Origin of the sequence: Nostoc sphaeroides (assembly GCF_003443655.1) — a bacterium.
Taxonomy (GTDB): Bacteria; Cyanobacteriota; Cyanobacteriia; order Cyanobacteriales; family Nostocaceae; genus Nostoc; species Nostoc sphaeroides.
Genome location: NZ_CP031941.1, coordinates 670,692 through 685,729, shown reverse-complemented (window position 1 = coordinate 685,729; position 15,038 = coordinate 670,692). Strand labels below are relative to the sequence as shown.

Sequence of the window (15,038 nt, the reverse complement as noted above, 5' to 3'; positions counted from 1 at the left end):
GCTATGGTGCAGGAGTAACGTTGATATTATCTAGAAATCCATCTATTCCATCAGTCTCAAAACTAGTGTCACTAAATTTAATTATTGTCTGATTACTAGTTGCAATAAAAGACAGACTGTAAGAACTCAAGATATTACCTAAATTATTGCTACCAGTAGGGTCAATAATTATCTGGCTCACTAGAGAAGCATTACTAGAATCAAGAATATCTACCTTAATAGATTGAGTTCCGATAGACAAACCTGGAGACCTATAGTTACCATAAAGAAAAGATAAAACGTATTTTTGTCCTGCTATGGTAGAAATAGTTTGAGAAATACTACCACTAGGGATTGTATTGCCACTGTTAAAAGTAACCAAAAAAGGTTCAGATGAAGATATTCCTATTGCTTGTATTGTTCGATAAGCATCGTAAGTACTAATACCTACATTTCCAAGCAAGAGCCATTGAGATTGACTTAAACCGTTATCAAAACTCCCATTTTTAATCAGATTCACAGCCTTAGCTGGTGACAGATTAGTTAGTATTGATGCTAAAAAAGCAGATAGTATTAACAGAGTTTTACTAGTACCGATCATTACTTTTATCTCCTTGCAATTTTGAAATCTCTAAAATCTAAAAGAGCTTGACGGCTGAAAGAGGATCTAGCGTTAGCTATAACGATACTTTGTCTTTTTCAAATCATCAAGCTATTATACTGCTATTTGCTCCGTATTGATAGTACGCTCTGGGGTGATATCAAATTTGGCATGTATATTGTGGAAGTATGCGGTGTCAGAAAAACTGCCAAAGAGTCTAAAAAGCAAATTTACCCACACATATATCAAAACTATTGTTAAAATCCAGATAATTTTAAGTTAATATTCATACCCAACTCCTATGAGAGAAACTGTCCTAGAGGTTCGCAATATACAAGTTGAATTTCCCGGTGATGGCAATGTTGTCAGAGCTTTGGATGGTATTTCCTTTGGGCTGCATCGAGGTGAAACTCTAGGAATAGTAGGAGAATCGGGGAGTGGTAAATCGGTGACAGCCCTAGCTGTAATGGGTTTGTTGCAAAGTCCCGGTATCGTTACTGGCGGTGAAATCTGGTTTCGTCCTCAAGAGAATGGCAATGCCATCGATTTGGTAAAATTGCCTCCTGAGCAAATGCAGTTACACCGGGGTGGCGATATCGCCATGATTTTTCAAGAACCGATGAGTTCGCTTAATCCGGTTTATAACATCGGATTTCAGCTAACAGAAGCAATTATGCGGCATCAAAGTGTGTCAGCAGCCCAAGCACGACAAATTGCGATCGCAGGTCTACAAGAGGTTAAACTCCTACCTAGCGATGAGGAGATCCAACAGCAGTATACCGAAACTTCGTCGAAACCCGAACCATCAAAGTTGGCACAGATGGTTAAAGAACACAAAGAAGCCATGCTAGAACGCTACCCTCATGAACTTTCTGGGGGTCAGTTGCAACGGGTAATGATTGCAATGGCAATTTCTTGCAACCCATTAATTTTAATTGCCGATGAACCAACCACAGCTTTAGATGTGACGGTGCAAGCGACTATTTTGGACTTGTTGCGAGAATTGCAGCAAAGTCGTGACATGGCAATGATTTTCATCACCCACGACTTGGGGCTAATTTCAGAAATTGCTGACGAAGTAGCGGTGATGTATAAAGGTAAAGTTGTCGAATCTGGTACTTCTCGGCAAATTTTCAGCAGTCCCCAGCATCCATATACTAAAGGTTTGATAGCTTGTCGCCCTACACTCAACCGCCGTCCCCAAAAATTACTCACTGTTTCTGATTACATGAGTGCAGAAGAGACTGCAACGGGACAAGTGGTAATTCAGGCGAAAGAACCAGCACAACCCACAGAAGTCACCACAGAAGAGATTGCTGCAAGATTGGCAAACTTCAATAAAAAGGAACCCCTGTTGCAAATCCGCAACCTGAAAGTTGGTTTTCCAGTGCGCGGGGTGTTTGGTGGTACAAAACGCTACAATATGGCAGTTAATGGCGTTTCCTTTGATGTCAAACCAGGAGAAACACTAGGTTTAGTAGGAGAATCTGGTTGCGGTAAAACCACCCTTGGTAGAGCTTTGCTGCGATTAATTGAACCGATGAGTGGTCAGATTATCTTTGAGAAACAAGATATTACTAACCTCAAAGGTGAACCGTTGCAAAAACTGCGGCGGGAAATGCAAATAGTCTTCCAAAACCCTTTTAGTTCCCTAGATCCACGGATGAAAATTGGTGATGCGGTGATGGAACCATTGTTAATTCACGCCGTGGGTAAGACAAAGCAACAACGACGCGGGCGGGTAGTTGAACTTTTAGAACGGGTGGGGTTGAGTGCAGATGCAATTAACCGCTATCCTCATCAGTTTTCTGGTGGTCAACGCCAACGGATTTGCATAGCTCGTTCTTTGGCGTTAAATCCTAAGTTTATCATTTGTGATGAATCAGTTTCAGCGTTGGATGTTTCAGTGCAAGCGCAGGTATTAAATCTCCTCAAAGAATTACAGTCAGACTTTCAGCTTACTTATATCTTTATTTCTCACGATTTAAGTGTAGTGAAATTTATGAGCGATCGCATTTTAGTCATGAATCGCGGTCAAATTGTTGAAGAAGGCACAGCCGAAAATATTTACCAAGAACCCAAAGAAGAATACACGCAAAAATTAATTGCTGCGATTCCTACTGGTAGTGCTGAACGGGTGCGAAGTCGTCATCTGAGGGCTTTATAGAAAGTCCCGTTAGAAACCGCATCTACACAAGAGACGCGATAAATCGCCGTCTCTACAAGTGTTTCGGTCTTATCTGAACTGTATTGGGTTATATGCGTTTCTAATTTAGATGGGGTACAACGTTACGTAAACGAGAACTGCTATAAAATCCTTTTTAACAGATATTTGTGCAAACAAAGTTAATTACATCTGCAAGTCCAGACTGAGTTTTTAAATTAGTAAAAATAAAAGGTTTATCGCCGCGCATTTTTTTTGCATCTCGTTCCATCACACTTAAATCTGCACCAACATAAGGCGCTAAATCAGTTTTGTTAATCACTAACAAGTCAGATTTAGTAATGCCGGGGCCACCCTTGCGGGGAATTTTATCACCAGCCGCAACATCGATGACGTAAATCGTTAAATCTACCAATTCTGGACTAAAGGTAGCAGCTAAATTATCACCGCCACTTTCCAAAAATACCAAATCCAAATCGATAAAACGTTCTTCTAACTGTTCAATTGCCGCCAAATTCATCGAAGCATCTTCGCGGATAGCAGTATGGGGACAACCGCCAGTCTCTACACCCAAAATGCGATCGCTTGCCAACGCCTGAGAACGCACTAAAAACTGAGCATCCTCCTGAGTATAAATGTCATTCGTCACCACCGCAATCTGATACTGCTCACGTAATCCCTTACACAAAGCATCTACTAAAGCCGTCTTCCCCGAACCCACTGGCCCAGCAACCCCCACTCTAAATGCATTCATAACTCTTCACTAACTCCTAACTTTTAACTTTTAACTCCTAACTCCTAACTCCTAACTCCTAACTCCTCACTCCTAACTCCTAAACAACCTTGTATACTGCGTTTCATGCTGCATACTTGCCAGCGACAAACCCCAACTACAACAGGCGAGTTGATCATCCTCCAACGCGAGAATTTCTAACGCCGTAACCCTAAATAATGGTTGTAAATCTAGTAATAACTGCTGTCCTGCTGTTTGTCCAAGGGGGATAAGTTTCACACCCGCAGTAATCAAATTACTTGCCCAACTATGCAGATATGCGAGTAATGCGGCTTGGATGCTGATTTGCCAATGGGCAATAGCAATGCCAAAAGCGATCGCATAATTGCAAGGATTACCCACAGCATTGGCAATAGGTACAATCTGCGGTTCTAGTTTACCAAGTAATTGGATCAGCGATCGCCCCATCTGCCAACTAGAGGCGCGTAATTCTTCTGTTTCTCTAGCTGCGGATAACCACAGATTCCAACGGCATAGGGACTCTAGATCACCCATTTTTGCAGATTGCTGCGATCGTACCATTACCGCCGCCTCTAACCGAATTGCCCCGGAGAGCAACTCTGCTTTTAACCAATCTTTGAGATGTGTGTGGTTAGCGATCGTACCATTTTCTACCAGCATTTCCAAACCTTCAGAATAACTATATGATCCCACAGGTAAAGCGGGGCTAGCCAGTTGTAAAATACTTAAAAGATGGCTATCAGTGAGCATGATGGTGTTGTCCATAAGCTCCTAATTCTGGCTGAAACGGTAAAATTTCCTCTTTAACTTCTAACCCCAGTTGTTCTAACATGGTGCGTAAAACTGAGTCTGAAGACAAGCGTAAATAAGCCGGAGTAATTTCTACAGGTACATGGCGATTTCCCAGATGGTATGCCGCCCGTAATAATAAAAGTGGTGTTTGGGCAAAAGCAGTCAGCACTAGTTCTGGTTTGGCAGTAATTCTGATTAAACTGCTATGGGTTTCTTCTAGCAAAATATCGCCATCGTGTAAAACAGTTCCTCTGGGTAAATGTAAAAACACAATACCATCTTCCGTTTCAAAACGATGACGGCTGCGGGTACGTTCTTCTGCTGTCAGCGCCAGAGTAAAACTAACTGCGGCATCGTAATTAGGTGGTTTAAATTGAGTAAATGTCAGCATACAGAGTTTTGCCTGAACTTCCGCTTTTTATTATGCTTTTAATTTAACTAATTACGAATTACGAATTACGTTAGCGCAGCGTTAGCGACGTAGGAGCGCCATTACGAATTATTTTAAACCCCATAGTTGCCTTGCCCGAATAAAAGATAAAATTAAACAAATAAAGGCAACGAGCCAAACGGGGACAATTATGAACCAAGCCGTTGAGGGAGTACGCTGGACAATTCACGATTTAGAGGTTCTACCCGAAAATGAGTGGACACGCTATGAAATTATTAATGGAGAACTCTTTGTGACTCGCACTCCTCACCGCCGTCATCAACAAGTTTGTGGCAAAATATTTCGACAACTCGATGTTTGGTCAGATTCGAGTGGTTTAGGGGAAACAATTGTAGCTCCAGGGGTGCTTTTTTCGCAAGCAGATAGCGTTATACCGGATGTCGTTTGGGTAAGTCGAGAACGATTGGCGCAAATTGAAGATGAAGCGGGACATTTGACGGGCGCACCAGAGTTAGTAGTAGAGGTTTTATCCCCTGGTAAACAAAACGAACTTCGAGACAAAGAAGCAAAACTGAAACTATATTCAGTTCAAGGTGTGCGTGAGTATTGGATTATTGATCGCTTTACTGAAAAAATCGAAGTTTATCGGCGAGAAAAAGCAAAGTTGGTTTTAGTTGCTACTCTGCTAGGTGATGATGAAATAACATCCCCACTTTTACCCGGATTTTGTTGTTCTATCGGTTTATTTTTTCCTGAATAATAGCAAGCAAATTCGAGAATATTTATGGAAACCTAACCGCTAGATATTGATTTGCAATTGGTTCATCAATCAAAGTCCACAATCTTTCAGCAGCTTGCAATTCGGGAGAATGAGAGGGCAAAAATGTTAAATGTAACCCTTCAGGAATTTTTAATTTATGGCTAATATGCCAGCCAGCACGGTCAGCAGCAATACAACAAACGAGTTATTACAGATGCTCCGGTTCGTTGCCGTGCTTCGCTAATTGATAAAAAAGTTGGTGTTTTAAAACGTATTCTATCCGCTTCCTAAGTAAACAAGTGCGAGGACTCCTGTTATGGCTAGGAAGGTTGATGTAAGTCCCCGCAATTCAGCCATTAGTTAAATGTGCCTCCAAGTTTTACCCTTAGCTATACACGAGATTATTGCTTGGCTAACTCCAAACAGTTGCGCTATCTCAACATGTGTCATTTCCCCTTCAAATAACAAGCGTTTAATCTCTAACACACTAGCGGGGTTTAACTTCAGCGTGTTCTGTGTCCCTTGATTAACTCGGTCTAAGGTGTTGTTACGCTTAGTATCCCAGCGAAGGTTATCTAGTCGGTTGTTAAAAGGATTACCGTCGTTGTGACAAGCCTCCATTCCTTCTGGGCACTCACCAACAAACGTTAGAAGTACTAGACGATGGACAGACAACTTTTGCCCTACTCCGTTGAAAAATAACTCTACTAACCTTCTTTGTCCACGGTCGTTAAAAGACTTTAAAATCTGTGTTTCTCCTTGTCTTCGGTAGTTCAAGCTGTAGATGTTTCCTTCCTCATCTACGGCGTATAGACCTTCGTATCCAGGAATGTCTTTCACTGGTTTATTCCTCCATCTAGTTTTTTGTTTAATCTGTTAAATGCGGCGGCTGCCTTGGTTTTTGACGGCTCTTGCTGGCGCGTTGTTTCATCGATTGGCATTTGCTGGCTTTTAGTGGCTTCAGGAGTCCTCGCTGTGGCTTCTAAAGGCTTGGCGTGACTTTGCGTGGCTTCGGTTGGCGCACTATTCAGACAGTGGCTACAGCGTTTCAAGTTCTTACTTCCGAATTTGACTATTCTTTTCTTCCTGGTTCGTAAAAAAAATATTTTTGAGAGTAAAAAGGTTTAATTAGCAACTTCATCCTGTAAATCGGCTACTCTACTAATAGGTAATGTAAACCAAAATGTTGCCCCTACATCCAATGCACTGTTCACACCAATTTCGCCGCCGTGAGCATTGATAATTTGCTTACATAAATACAAGCCCAATCCCAAACTTACAGAATTGCGGATACTTGCACCCCGAAAATAAAGGTCAAAAAGCCGATCGCTTTGTTGTTGACTAATGCCCACACCGTTATCACGAACAGTACAATAAATCATCTCACCCTCATGGGTAGCGTTAATTGTCAAGAGCAAGCCGGGGGGATTATGTTTCAGAGCATTCACAATTAAGTTAGAAAAAACTCGCCATAGTTGCGTGGGATCTGCATTTATTAATGGTAAATCTGCGGTGATCAAATTTCTCAAGGTTGCTTGATTTCGCTCTAGCAATGGCTCTAAATCTGCGATCGCAGCTTCGACAACTGTCAGTAATTGTACGGCTTGACGCTGCAAAATAACACCTTGCACCTCGCCGACATGAGCTTCCATCAACGAATTAATTAAATTAAGTTGGCGATCGCTACTTTGAATCATCCGCTCTAAAATTGAGCGTGAAATGGAAATATTCTCTTCTTTCCGTGCAAGGAAGTTTTTCAGCACCATTAAAGTACCCAGCACTGGGTTACGTAAGTCGTGGGAAACTGCATGGAAAAATACTCGTAGTTCTTCTTCAGTTTGTTTGCGCTGGGTAATATCTTCAATCAAACCTTCGTAGTAAAGCAGTTTTCCTTCTTCGTCACGCACTGCGTAGGCTTTTTCTGAAATCCAGACAATACTTCCGTCTCGGCGATAAATTTGGGATTCAAACTCGGAAATGCTGCCATACTTTTCCATTAGGCGGACAAATTCGGCGCGGCGCTTCGGATCAACGTACAATTGTTCAATAACAGTGGAATTTGCTGTCACTTCCTCCGCCAAGGAGTAGCCATAAATCCGTGCTAAAGCCGGATTTGCTGTAATATAACGTCCATCGGGACTGCTTTGAAAAATCCCTTCAACGGCGTTTTCAAAAATGCTGCGATATTTAGCTTCTGCAACCTTGAGTTTTTGGTAGGCAGATTCTAATTCTTGACGAGCGTAAAATTCAGAACGTTGCAGGCGATCGTACAGATAAACACCAATGTCGCATATAGCACAAAACCAAAAAATGTATAAAATGAACGTTAAATTATATATTCCTGGATGTCCCGGTATTGGTGTTTTTAGCCCAAGTGCTGTATTCACACCAAAATAGTAAATCAGTACACTCACTTGAGTCAGTAAATGAAGAATCCAGCAGACGGGTATCAACACAGCTTGGCTTAAGAACAACAGCGACCAGCCGATGGTATCGGGTAGTGCGAAACCTGTGATGGTTGCGAACAACTGTGATGCTAGACTAATTGACCAAGAAGACCCCAAAAATAATAAATCTGGACGATCGCGACCTAACTTAGTTTTATGTAAGGCAAAGCAGATTAGTATATTCAGCAACATTGCAATATTAATTACAAGGCGCTGAGTTCTAAGTACTTCTGGCAGCTGCTGCAACTCTGCAAAAGGAAAAAACAAGCCGTAAATGTCTCGCAAAGTAAAAGACAACAGACACATCAGCGCCAGCAATAACCATAAACGCAATCTCTGCCACAAAAAACGGTTACGCCAATCTCTGTAAAGAGTAGTGGTTTCATCTCTTGTTGGTGCAGAAAAGCTTTGTCTGCACCACCTTTGCACTGTTGTAAACAGAGTAGCCATTAGCATCCGAGCAACTTTGCCCATACTTTGAGGGTGTTTCCCTAACTCAACATTGCCATAAATAACACCCTCTCATTTTTTGGTGATTTATGGGCGATTTGCTGTCGATGTTGCTAAAGGTAGTGTAAACCAGAAAGTTAACCCACGCTTGCGGTTACTAATAACACCGATTTCGCCGCCATGTGCTTTAATAACTTTCCGACAAAGATACGTTTTTAAGCCAATGCTTGTAGAACAACAATCTTGAGGATCGCGGACATGGAGATCGAAAAGGCGATCGCACTCTAGTTTACTCATTACCACACCGTCATCTTGAATCTGAGTCCGAATCATTTTGCCCTCAACGCTGGCACTCAGAATAAAATTTAATCCTGGTGGATTATTTTGCAAGCTATGTGTTATCAAATGTGCTAAAACTTTCTCTAACCGAGTTGCATCTGCCATTACTAACGGTAAATCGGCGGGAACCAAGTTCTTCAGAGTTGCTTGATTTTGTGTCAGTATGGGTTCCAACTGGGTGAATGTTGCTCTCAGTAGAGTGTTAAAATCCACAGGTTCGGGTTTAATATCAATACCTTGTTTTTCACAAGAATTAATTTCTAGCAATGAGTTTATCATCGTCAGTTGGCGATCGTTGCCTTGAATCATCCGCTCAATTATTGAGCGAGATACTGAAATTTGTGATTGGGAATTGGGGATTGGGGATTGGAAAGAGACTTTTTCAATAATTCCCCCTTGTCCTTGATTCCCAGCCCCTAGTCCCCAGTCCCCAGCCCCTGATCCCCCTTGTCCCCTTTTCCCCTGATCCCCACTCCCCACTCCCTGATTTAACAAATTCTTTAACACCATCAAGTTACCCATCACCGAAGTTCGTAAATCGTGGGCAACTGTGTGCAAAACAACATCTTTTACCCGATGCAATTCTTCAACTTCTTGCATTTTCTGCTGCAATTGTGCTGTTCGTTCTTGTACCTGGTGTTCTAAATTAGTGTTAAGTTCTGCGAGTTTTTGGTAAATCTGGCTTTGGTGAATGGCGATCGCTACCTGTTCTGACATCTGCTGTAACAAATCAATTTCTATTGGTTGCCAATGACGCGGGCTTGAACATTGATTGGCAATTAACGCCCCAAATAATTCATTACCTAGCATAATTGGTACACTCAAAGTCGCCTTCGTTTGGAATTTTTGAAAGTGCGCTTTGACTTTGGGAGATAATGCTACTTGCGTTATATCTTCAATGACACCCACAACATTATCTTTGATTAAGTTTCTTAATTCTTGTAAATAAGCTTCATCAGTAGTAGACCATCCTGTGACTGATGGATACTTAGGATCTACTGATTCTGCAAGAGTTCTGACTCCTAATTTGGGATTATTTAAGCCAATAAAAACCCGATCTGCTTGCAGAAATTGCCTGACTTCGGTGACGGTGGTTTGAAGAATTTCCTCTAAGTTAAGGGAAGATCGAATTCTGACTAAGGTTTCTGCCAACAAGCGATCGCGTTCTGCTGATAGACGTAATTGTGCTTCCACCTGCTTGCGTTCTGTAATGTCGTGATGGACTGCTAAAATCGAAGGCAGACCATCTAAATCAATGATTTCGGCTGAAAGCAGCGTTGTAATTATTTTGCCAGACTTTTGCCGAAATTCAAATTCTAAGTTGCGAACAACTCCTGTGGCTTGTAACTCCTGTAACAAATTCTGGCGATCGCGATCGTGTACCCAAAGATTTAACTCAAAAGAAGTTTTACCAATCGCCTCATCTCGCTCATAACCTGAGAGTTTCACAAAACTGTCGTTAACTTCGATGAAGCGTCCTTCTTCGAGTGTGCTAATAGTAATTGAATCGGGGCTGCAACTAAAAGCTTTAGCAAATTTTTGGGCAAGATTTTGTAAAGCGACTTCTGCTTGTTTGCGTTCTGTGATATCTCGGACAATTGCGACTACCTCATCTTCACCACTTACTACCAACCGCGCCTCATAATCTTTGACTCCCAAAGGCGTTGGTAGCTGATATTCGCAAGTTTGCAAAGTTCCAGAATCTAAAGTTTTAGCGATCGCTTCTAGGCTAATTGCGGCAACATCACTAGGCAATAACTCATCCACATGTTTCCCAACTATTTCTTCTCTCGAAAGAATGACATTTGCTCCCTCACTTTTCAAATCAAGATATTCGCTATCACGGCTGATGCGAAACATTAAATCGGGGATAGCATCCAAAATTGCTTGATAGCGTGCTTCACTCTCAAGTAATTTTTCTTGGGCTTGTTTTCGGTCTGTAATATCCATCACCAAGCCATTCCAAAGCAAATCACCTGATTCTTGTAATTCGGGTTGCGAAGTAGCTTGAATCCATTTAATCCCACTAGGCGTAATGATGCGACCTTCCCAATGCCAAGATGTAATATTTGTAGTACAATAATCGATAGATTCTGTAAAAGCTTTTATATCTTGTGGATGAATCAGTTTGTATAGCACCCGAAAGTCTTTCTGTATAGCTTCTGGTTCTAATTCATACAAATATTCACAACCAGAACTAACATAAAGAACTAACACAGAACCATCCTGCTGTTGCAGAACTTGAAAAATCATTCCTGGTAAATTGAGAGCAAGTTTTGAGAGCAAGTTAATAGCGTCTTGCGGGCAATTTGGTGTATACAGCGATTTTACAACGGTTTCATCCACTCTTTGACCCTTTGATACACAAGCTATTGATGTACAATTAAAAGCCAGAATAACTAATTTAACAATTTTAATTCTGTAGGCATAATTGCTAACAGAATTAAAACTGCACCTTCTTTCAGAGTAGTTCCTGTTGAGGCGATCGCATTCCCCCAATCGGGTGAACGATTTGCCAAGGGGAGAATCATTTCAGGAGTGCTGAGTTATATCATGTCCGGGTAATTAGTTATGATTCCATAGTCATTGCACCCTACACACCAGATGCTCCACTTGGCGTCTTTGCGAATCCCATTTGTGAGAGGCTATCCGGCCCAAGCCTTTGAGAATTGCAACCCGCAGATCCCCGACTTCGTAAAAGTTGTCGGGGATCCAATACTGTTCGGTTAAGAAGATTTGTAGGTTGGGTTGAACTTTAGTGAAACCCAACAAATCCCTGAAAATGTTGGGTTTCGTTCCTCAACCCAACCTACATTGGAGTTATTTTTTAGGCTTAACGGAACAGTATTGGTCGGGGATCTTGTTTCTGCGCGTTTGATTCAGGATTGCTATATTAGTCCATCAAGCTAACGAAAGCCTGGTAATTAGTACACCATTTCATTAATTCGTAGCGAATTATCTATAGAAACACTCTGCGTTCCTTTGCGCTAACCTCCGCGTTCCTTTGCGTTTAAAAAAGTTACGAACTTATGCAAAGCGGTACTTAGTAAGCACGCTTTGTGTTTAATATAAGGACTAAAGTTCACAGGCGCACCTAAACAATTGGGAATGACACCAAAAACTTACCAACAAGCTGGAAAGACAATCAGCATTGTTTATGCGATCGCTCCATGTTCACTAGGATATTTACTTGTGGCAACAACAGAGAAGGGTATCTGTGCCGTTAAACTAGGTGATGAAGCAGACAAGCTTGAACATATCTTGAACCAGGAATTTCACCAAGCGCACATCATCCGTGATGACCACACACTCAAGGAATGGATACAAGCAATCCTCAATTTTATTGCGGGAGGCGAGGCACATCTTAATTTACCACTTGATGTCCGTGGGACAGCATTTCAGAAACAAGTGTGGGAAGCATTACAAAAAATTCCTTATGGCGAAACCCGTACTTACACTGATATCGCCTGTGATATGGCCAAACCCCATGCAGTCCGCGCTGTAGGTAATGCTTGTGGGGCTAATCCGATCGCGCTGATTGTACCATGTCATCGGGTGCTGCGGAGTGATGGCAGTCTTGGTGGTTATCACTGGGGAATTGAGCGCAAACAAAAACTCCTTACACAAGAATCGAAATTTCTCAAAGATGACTCAACGCCCTGAAATAAATTTCGGGCTAATAGCTAAAGTCCGTTGAAACGCACTAAAATTCCAGAAAATAAAGGCTTTTAGTCCACTAAGCGTGGAGTTGGGCTAAAAGCCTGTGAACTTTAGTTCTGGGCGGGTTTATGTCTAGAACGAAATAGCCCTGGTTGGTTACAGTTTACCCGTAAAGACCCGTTCAGCCGGGCCTGTCATGTAAACTCGTTGGTCGATTTCTGACCATTCAATTTGCAAGGGGCCACCTGGTAATTCTACAGTTGCGGCGCGATCGCATTTCCCGGTTAATACTCCAGCTACCAAGGAAGCACAAGCACCAGTACCACAAGCTAATGTAATCCCAGCCCCCCGTTCCCACACCCGCATTTTCAAATAGTCACGGTGTACCACTTGAATAAATTCGGTATTTATGCGTTGGGGAAAAACTGGGTGATGCTCAAATTTTGGGCCGATGGTTTCTAGCTCAATTGCTGCTACATCTTCTACAAAAGTAATGCAGTGGGGATTTCCCATATTTACACAGGTGACTTCCCAAGTTTGTCCCGCCACCTCCAACGGCTGAGAAATGACTTTTTCTTCATTGGGTGTAAGATTAGTGGGAATTTCGCTAGCGAGTAACTTGGGTAAACCCATATCTACTTTAACTTGACCATCAGATAAGAGTTGGGGAGTCATTACCCCACCCAAAGTATGAATGCGATATGAGTCTTGATTCCGGGATTCGCCTTCTAAATCTGCCAAAAAGCCCGCTAAACAGCGAATGCCATTGCCACACATTTCCGGTTCGGAACCATCAGAATTGAAAATCCGCATAGTGTAGTCAGTGCCATTTTCTCCAGGTAGGGCAAAAATTACACCATCAGCACCGATGCCAAAATGGCGATCGCACAACTTGATGGCTTGCTCTGGAGTCACTACAGGCAATGATGACGAGCGATTGTCAATCAAAATAAAGTCGTTGCCTAGACCATGATACTTAGTAAATTCGATTGCCATTTCTTCAAGGATGAATTATCAAGGATTAGTTACTCTTTATTTTGCCTTGTAGGTTCATCTTTACTAAAAATGCTTACCGAATTTGACACTACTTTACCCAGTATTATCCAAGTCCAAAACCTGATTAAACAAACAACGCCAGTAGAGTTAAAGCTGCTGACTGGTGATGTGCTGACAGGGAGGGTTTTATGGCAAGATCCGCAGTGTATCTGTATTGCTGATGAAAATAGTCAGCACACCACCGTTTGGAAACAAGCGATCGCTTATATTAAACCCAAGAGTTAGACATTCGTCCTTTATCGTTAAATCAGATTTTTCGCTCCTGATTTTATCAAGCGATGTCTACGCCAGGATGTTCGATGACGCTGATTTCAACCCAGATAGGGAAAACCTTGTAGTGGTATAAATCCTTCTTATTACCACTATAAAAAATCCTTAACGTTACCAACTCAAACCAGTGACCAATTATTCCTTGATGGTACAGAGCAACTAAATTTATTTATGGATAGATAAATTTTAAACAATGCAGGGTTCAAGCCCCAGGATAAATCCTGGGGCTTTAATTGCGAATTGCGAATTGTGCTGACAGTTTTTTAGCCGAAGTTAGCAGAGAATAGCGATCGCTTACTTTTGCATTTTAGATTTTTCTATTCCTAAAGTAATAAAACAGACATCAATCAAATAAACATCTAATATAATTAAATTTTTATATATATTAAGATGATTGTGCAGTTAGACAATCTCCCTTCTTATTGCCAAACATTTAGTGCTTGGCTAGCATCCGGCTATCAAGATGAGTCATGTTTACTGCGGGGGCAGGCATTGCTAGAGGCTTTAGACTGGGCACAGGGCAAAAGCTTAAGCAATTTGGACTATCAGTTTTTGGTAGCCAGCCAAGAACTAGAGCGTCGCCAACTTCAGCAAAAACTACAAGCCGCTAATCAAGAATTGCAGCGATTAAGTACTATAGCTAATATCGATTTTTTAACTCAAGTAGCTAACCGCCGACGATTTGAAGAGTATCTTGATATTGAGTGGCGGCGCATGACACGCTCACAACAGCCGCTCTCACTCATCCTTGTTGATGTAGATTTATTCAAATCCTACAACGATACCTATGGTCATCCAATGGGCGATCGCTGTCTTAGTAAAATTGCTAGAGCCATCAAAGATGTTGTTCAACGTCCTGCTGATTTAGTTGCCCGTTATGGTGGGGAAGAATTTGCTGTAATTTTGTCTAACACAGACATACTTGGTGCTGTTCACATTGCAGAAAAAATTTGCTTTGCTGTACGGAAACTGGCAATTCCCCATGAAAATTCACAAGTTAGTTCTTATGTAACCGTGAGTGCTGGGTTAGCTACAGTAATTCCTATATTAAACTTTAACTTTCAAAAAATAATTGTGGCGGCGGATAAAGCATTGTATCAAGCAAAGGTAGCAGGACGCGATCGTGTCTGCTCTCAAGAGCAAACTGAAAATCTAGAAGTAAAGCGGATTGCAACTCTTGCAAAGCTTTTCCCCTCAGATAAGTTGTTCATTAGAGAGGAATTATGGCTGTCTATACAGAAATCCCAGCAGATTAGCAAGGAAAGCCAACAGCTTATGAAGCAACTCCAACAGGGTATGGAAAAAAACAAACAGATTATGCAGAAAAGCCGCGAGATTATGCAGAAAATCTGACAGATTATCCAGAAAACCCAAC

General features: G+C 41.7%; 15 protein-coding genes and 1 pseudogene. 5 read left to right on the top strand and 11 right to left on the bottom strand.

Translation table 11 applies throughout. From position 1 onward, the window contains the following. Nucleotide 1 precedes the first annotated feature (1 nt). Complete coding sequence (locus tag D1367_RS03190; RefSeq protein WP_118162718.1) at nt 2-580, bottom strand: carbohydrate binding domain-containing protein; 579 nt, start codon at nt 578-580, stop codon at nt 2-4. Between the two features lie 301 nt (nt 581-881). Here D1367_RS03190 and D1367_RS03185 point away from each other — a divergent pair, with 301 nt between their 5' ends. Next, nucleotides 882-2,747 carry an ABC transporter ATP-binding protein gene (locus D1367_RS03185; protein ID WP_118162715.1) on the top strand — a complete coding sequence of 622 codons (1,866 nt, stop codon included), beginning with the start codon at nt 882-884 and terminating at the stop codon, nt 2,745-2,747. Nucleotides 2,748-2,901: 154 nt separating this feature from the next. Here D1367_RS03185 and ureG read toward each other — a convergent pair whose 3' ends face one another. The 3 genes from ureG to ureE form a co-directional block, all read right to left on the bottom strand. After that, a complete protein-coding gene (ureG, locus tag D1367_RS03180) occupies nt 2,902-3,498 on the bottom strand; it encodes an urease accessory protein UreG (RefSeq protein WP_100901384.1) in 597 nt (198 codons plus the stop codon). Nucleotides 3,499-3,570: 72 nt separating this feature from the next. Further along, complete coding sequence (locus tag D1367_RS03175) at nt 3,571-4,263, bottom strand: urease accessory protein UreF (RefSeq protein ID WP_118162712.1); 693 nt, start codon at nt 4,261-4,263, stop codon at nt 3,571-3,573. After that, nucleotides 4,238-4,681 (bottom strand): urease accessory protein UreE, encoded by a 444-nt coding sequence (gene ureE / locus D1367_RS03170; protein WP_118162709.1) that lies wholly within the window; start codon nt 4,679-4,681, stop codon nt 4,238-4,240. Before ureE ends, D1367_RS03175 begins: the two co-directional genes overlap by 26 nt. Before the next feature lie 190 nt (nt 4,682-4,871). Between ureE and D1367_RS03165 the strand changes: the two genes are divergently transcribed. Next, on the top strand, nt 4,872-5,441 hold the full coding sequence (locus tag D1367_RS03165; RefSeq protein WP_118162707.1) for a Uma2 family endonuclease: 570 nt from the start codon (nt 4,872-4,874) through the stop codon (nt 5,439-5,441). A gap of 46 nt (nt 5,442-5,487) precedes the next feature. Here D1367_RS03165 and D1367_RS03160 read toward each other — a convergent pair. The 6 genes and pseudogenes from D1367_RS03160 to D1367_RS32620 all read right to left on the bottom strand — a co-directional run. Then, nucleotides 5,488-5,634 (bottom strand): annotated as a pseudogene (locus D1367_RS03160) (IS630 family transposase); the annotation flags it as partial. 167 nt (nt 5,635-5,801) lie between these two features. Beyond that, nucleotides 5,802-6,281: an HNH endonuclease gene (locus D1367_RS03155; RefSeq protein WP_118162705.1), complete on the bottom strand. Its 480-nt coding sequence runs from the start codon at nt 6,279-6,281 to the stop codon at nt 5,802-5,804. Beyond that, nucleotides 6,278-6,493 (bottom strand): hypothetical protein, encoded by a 216-nt coding sequence (locus tag D1367_RS03150; protein WP_118162702.1) that lies wholly within the window; start codon nt 6,491-6,493, stop codon nt 6,278-6,280. Before D1367_RS03150 ends, D1367_RS03155 begins: the two co-directional genes overlap by 4 nt. Nucleotides 6,494-6,565: 72 nt before the next feature. After that, nucleotides 6,566-8,338 (bottom strand): PAS domain-containing sensor histidine kinase, encoded by a 1,773-nt coding sequence (locus D1367_RS03145; RefSeq protein WP_118171073.1) that lies wholly within the window; start codon nt 8,336-8,338, stop codon nt 6,566-6,568. A gap of 87 nt (nt 8,339-8,425) precedes the next feature. Then, nucleotides 8,426-11,023, bottom strand: coding sequence for a sensor histidine kinase (locus tag D1367_RS03140; protein ID WP_118162700.1), 2,598 nt, complete (start codon nt 11,021-11,023; stop codon nt 8,426-8,428). Between the two features lie 53 nt (nt 11,024-11,076). Continuing rightward, a complete protein-coding gene (locus D1367_RS32620) occupies nt 11,077-11,208 on the bottom strand; it encodes a hypothetical protein (RefSeq protein WP_267255863.1) in 132 nt (43 codons plus the stop codon). A gap of 577 nt (nt 11,209-11,785) precedes the next feature. On the opposite strand from D1367_RS32620, the gene D1367_RS03135 reads away from it, so the two are divergent. Next, nucleotides 11,786-12,340 (top strand): methylated-DNA--[protein]-cysteine S-methyltransferase, encoded by a 555-nt coding sequence (locus D1367_RS03135; RefSeq protein WP_228674652.1) that lies wholly within the window; start codon nt 11,786-11,788, stop codon nt 12,338-12,340. Between the two features lie 153 nt (nt 12,341-12,493). Here the strand turns inward: D1367_RS03135 and dapF are convergent, their stop codons facing one another. Further along, nucleotides 12,494-13,333: a diaminopimelate epimerase gene (dapF, locus tag D1367_RS03130; protein WP_118162698.1), complete on the bottom strand. Its 840-nt coding sequence runs from the start codon at nt 13,331-13,333 to the stop codon at nt 12,494-12,496. A 69-nt stretch (nt 13,334-13,402) separates the two neighbouring features. Between dapF and D1367_RS03125 the strand changes: the two genes are divergently transcribed. After that, on the top strand, nt 13,403-13,618 hold the full coding sequence (locus D1367_RS03125) for an Hfq-related RNA-binding protein (RefSeq protein WP_118162696.1): 216 nt from the start codon (nt 13,403-13,405) through the stop codon (nt 13,616-13,618). Between the two features lie 441 nt (nt 13,619-14,059). Then, the gene (locus tag D1367_RS03120) at nt 14,060-15,016 is read left to right on the top strand and encodes a diguanylate cyclase (protein WP_244944978.1); all 957 of its coding nucleotides are present in this window, start codon (nt 14,060-14,062) and stop codon (nt 15,014-15,016) included. Nucleotides 15,017-15,038 lie beyond the last annotated feature (22 nt).

Coding starts and splice junctions, on each gene's coding strand:
- D1367_RS03190 (WP_118162718.1), bottom strand. CDS start 580: ATGATCGGTACTAGTAAAACTCTGTTAATACTATCTGCTTTTTTAGCA.
- D1367_RS03185 (WP_118162715.1), top strand. CDS start 882: ATGAGAGAAACTGTCCTAGAGGTTCGCAATATACAAGTTGAATTTCCC.
- ureG (WP_100901384.1), bottom strand. CDS start 3,498: ATGAATGCATTTAGAGTGGGGGTTGCTGGGCCAGTGGGTTCGGGGAAG.
- D1367_RS03175 (WP_118162712.1), bottom strand. CDS start 4,263: ATGGACAACACCATCATGCTCACTGATAGCCATCTTTTAAGTATTTTA.
- ureE (WP_118162709.1), bottom strand. CDS start 4,681: ATGCTGACATTTACTCAATTTAAACCACCTAATTACGATGCCGCAGTT.
- D1367_RS03165 (WP_118162707.1), top strand. CDS start 4,872: ATGAACCAAGCCGTTGAGGGAGTACGCTGGACAATTCACGATTTAGAG.
- D1367_RS03145 (WP_118171073.1), bottom strand. CDS start 8,338: ATGGCTACTCTGTTTACAACAGTGCAAAGGTGGTGCAGACAAAGCTTT.
- D1367_RS32620 (WP_267255863.1), bottom strand. CDS start 11,208: ATGATTCTCCCCTTGGCAAATCGTTCACCCGATTGGGGGAATGCGATC.
- D1367_RS03135 (WP_228674652.1), top strand. CDS start 11,786: ATGACACCAAAAACTTACCAACAAGCTGGAAAGACAATCAGCATTGTT.
- dapF (WP_118162698.1), bottom strand. CDS start 13,333: ATGGCAATCGAATTTACTAAGTATCATGGTCTAGGCAACGACTTTATT.
- D1367_RS03125 (WP_118162696.1), top strand. CDS start 13,403: ATGCTTACCGAATTTGACACTACTTTACCCAGTATTATCCAAGTCCAA.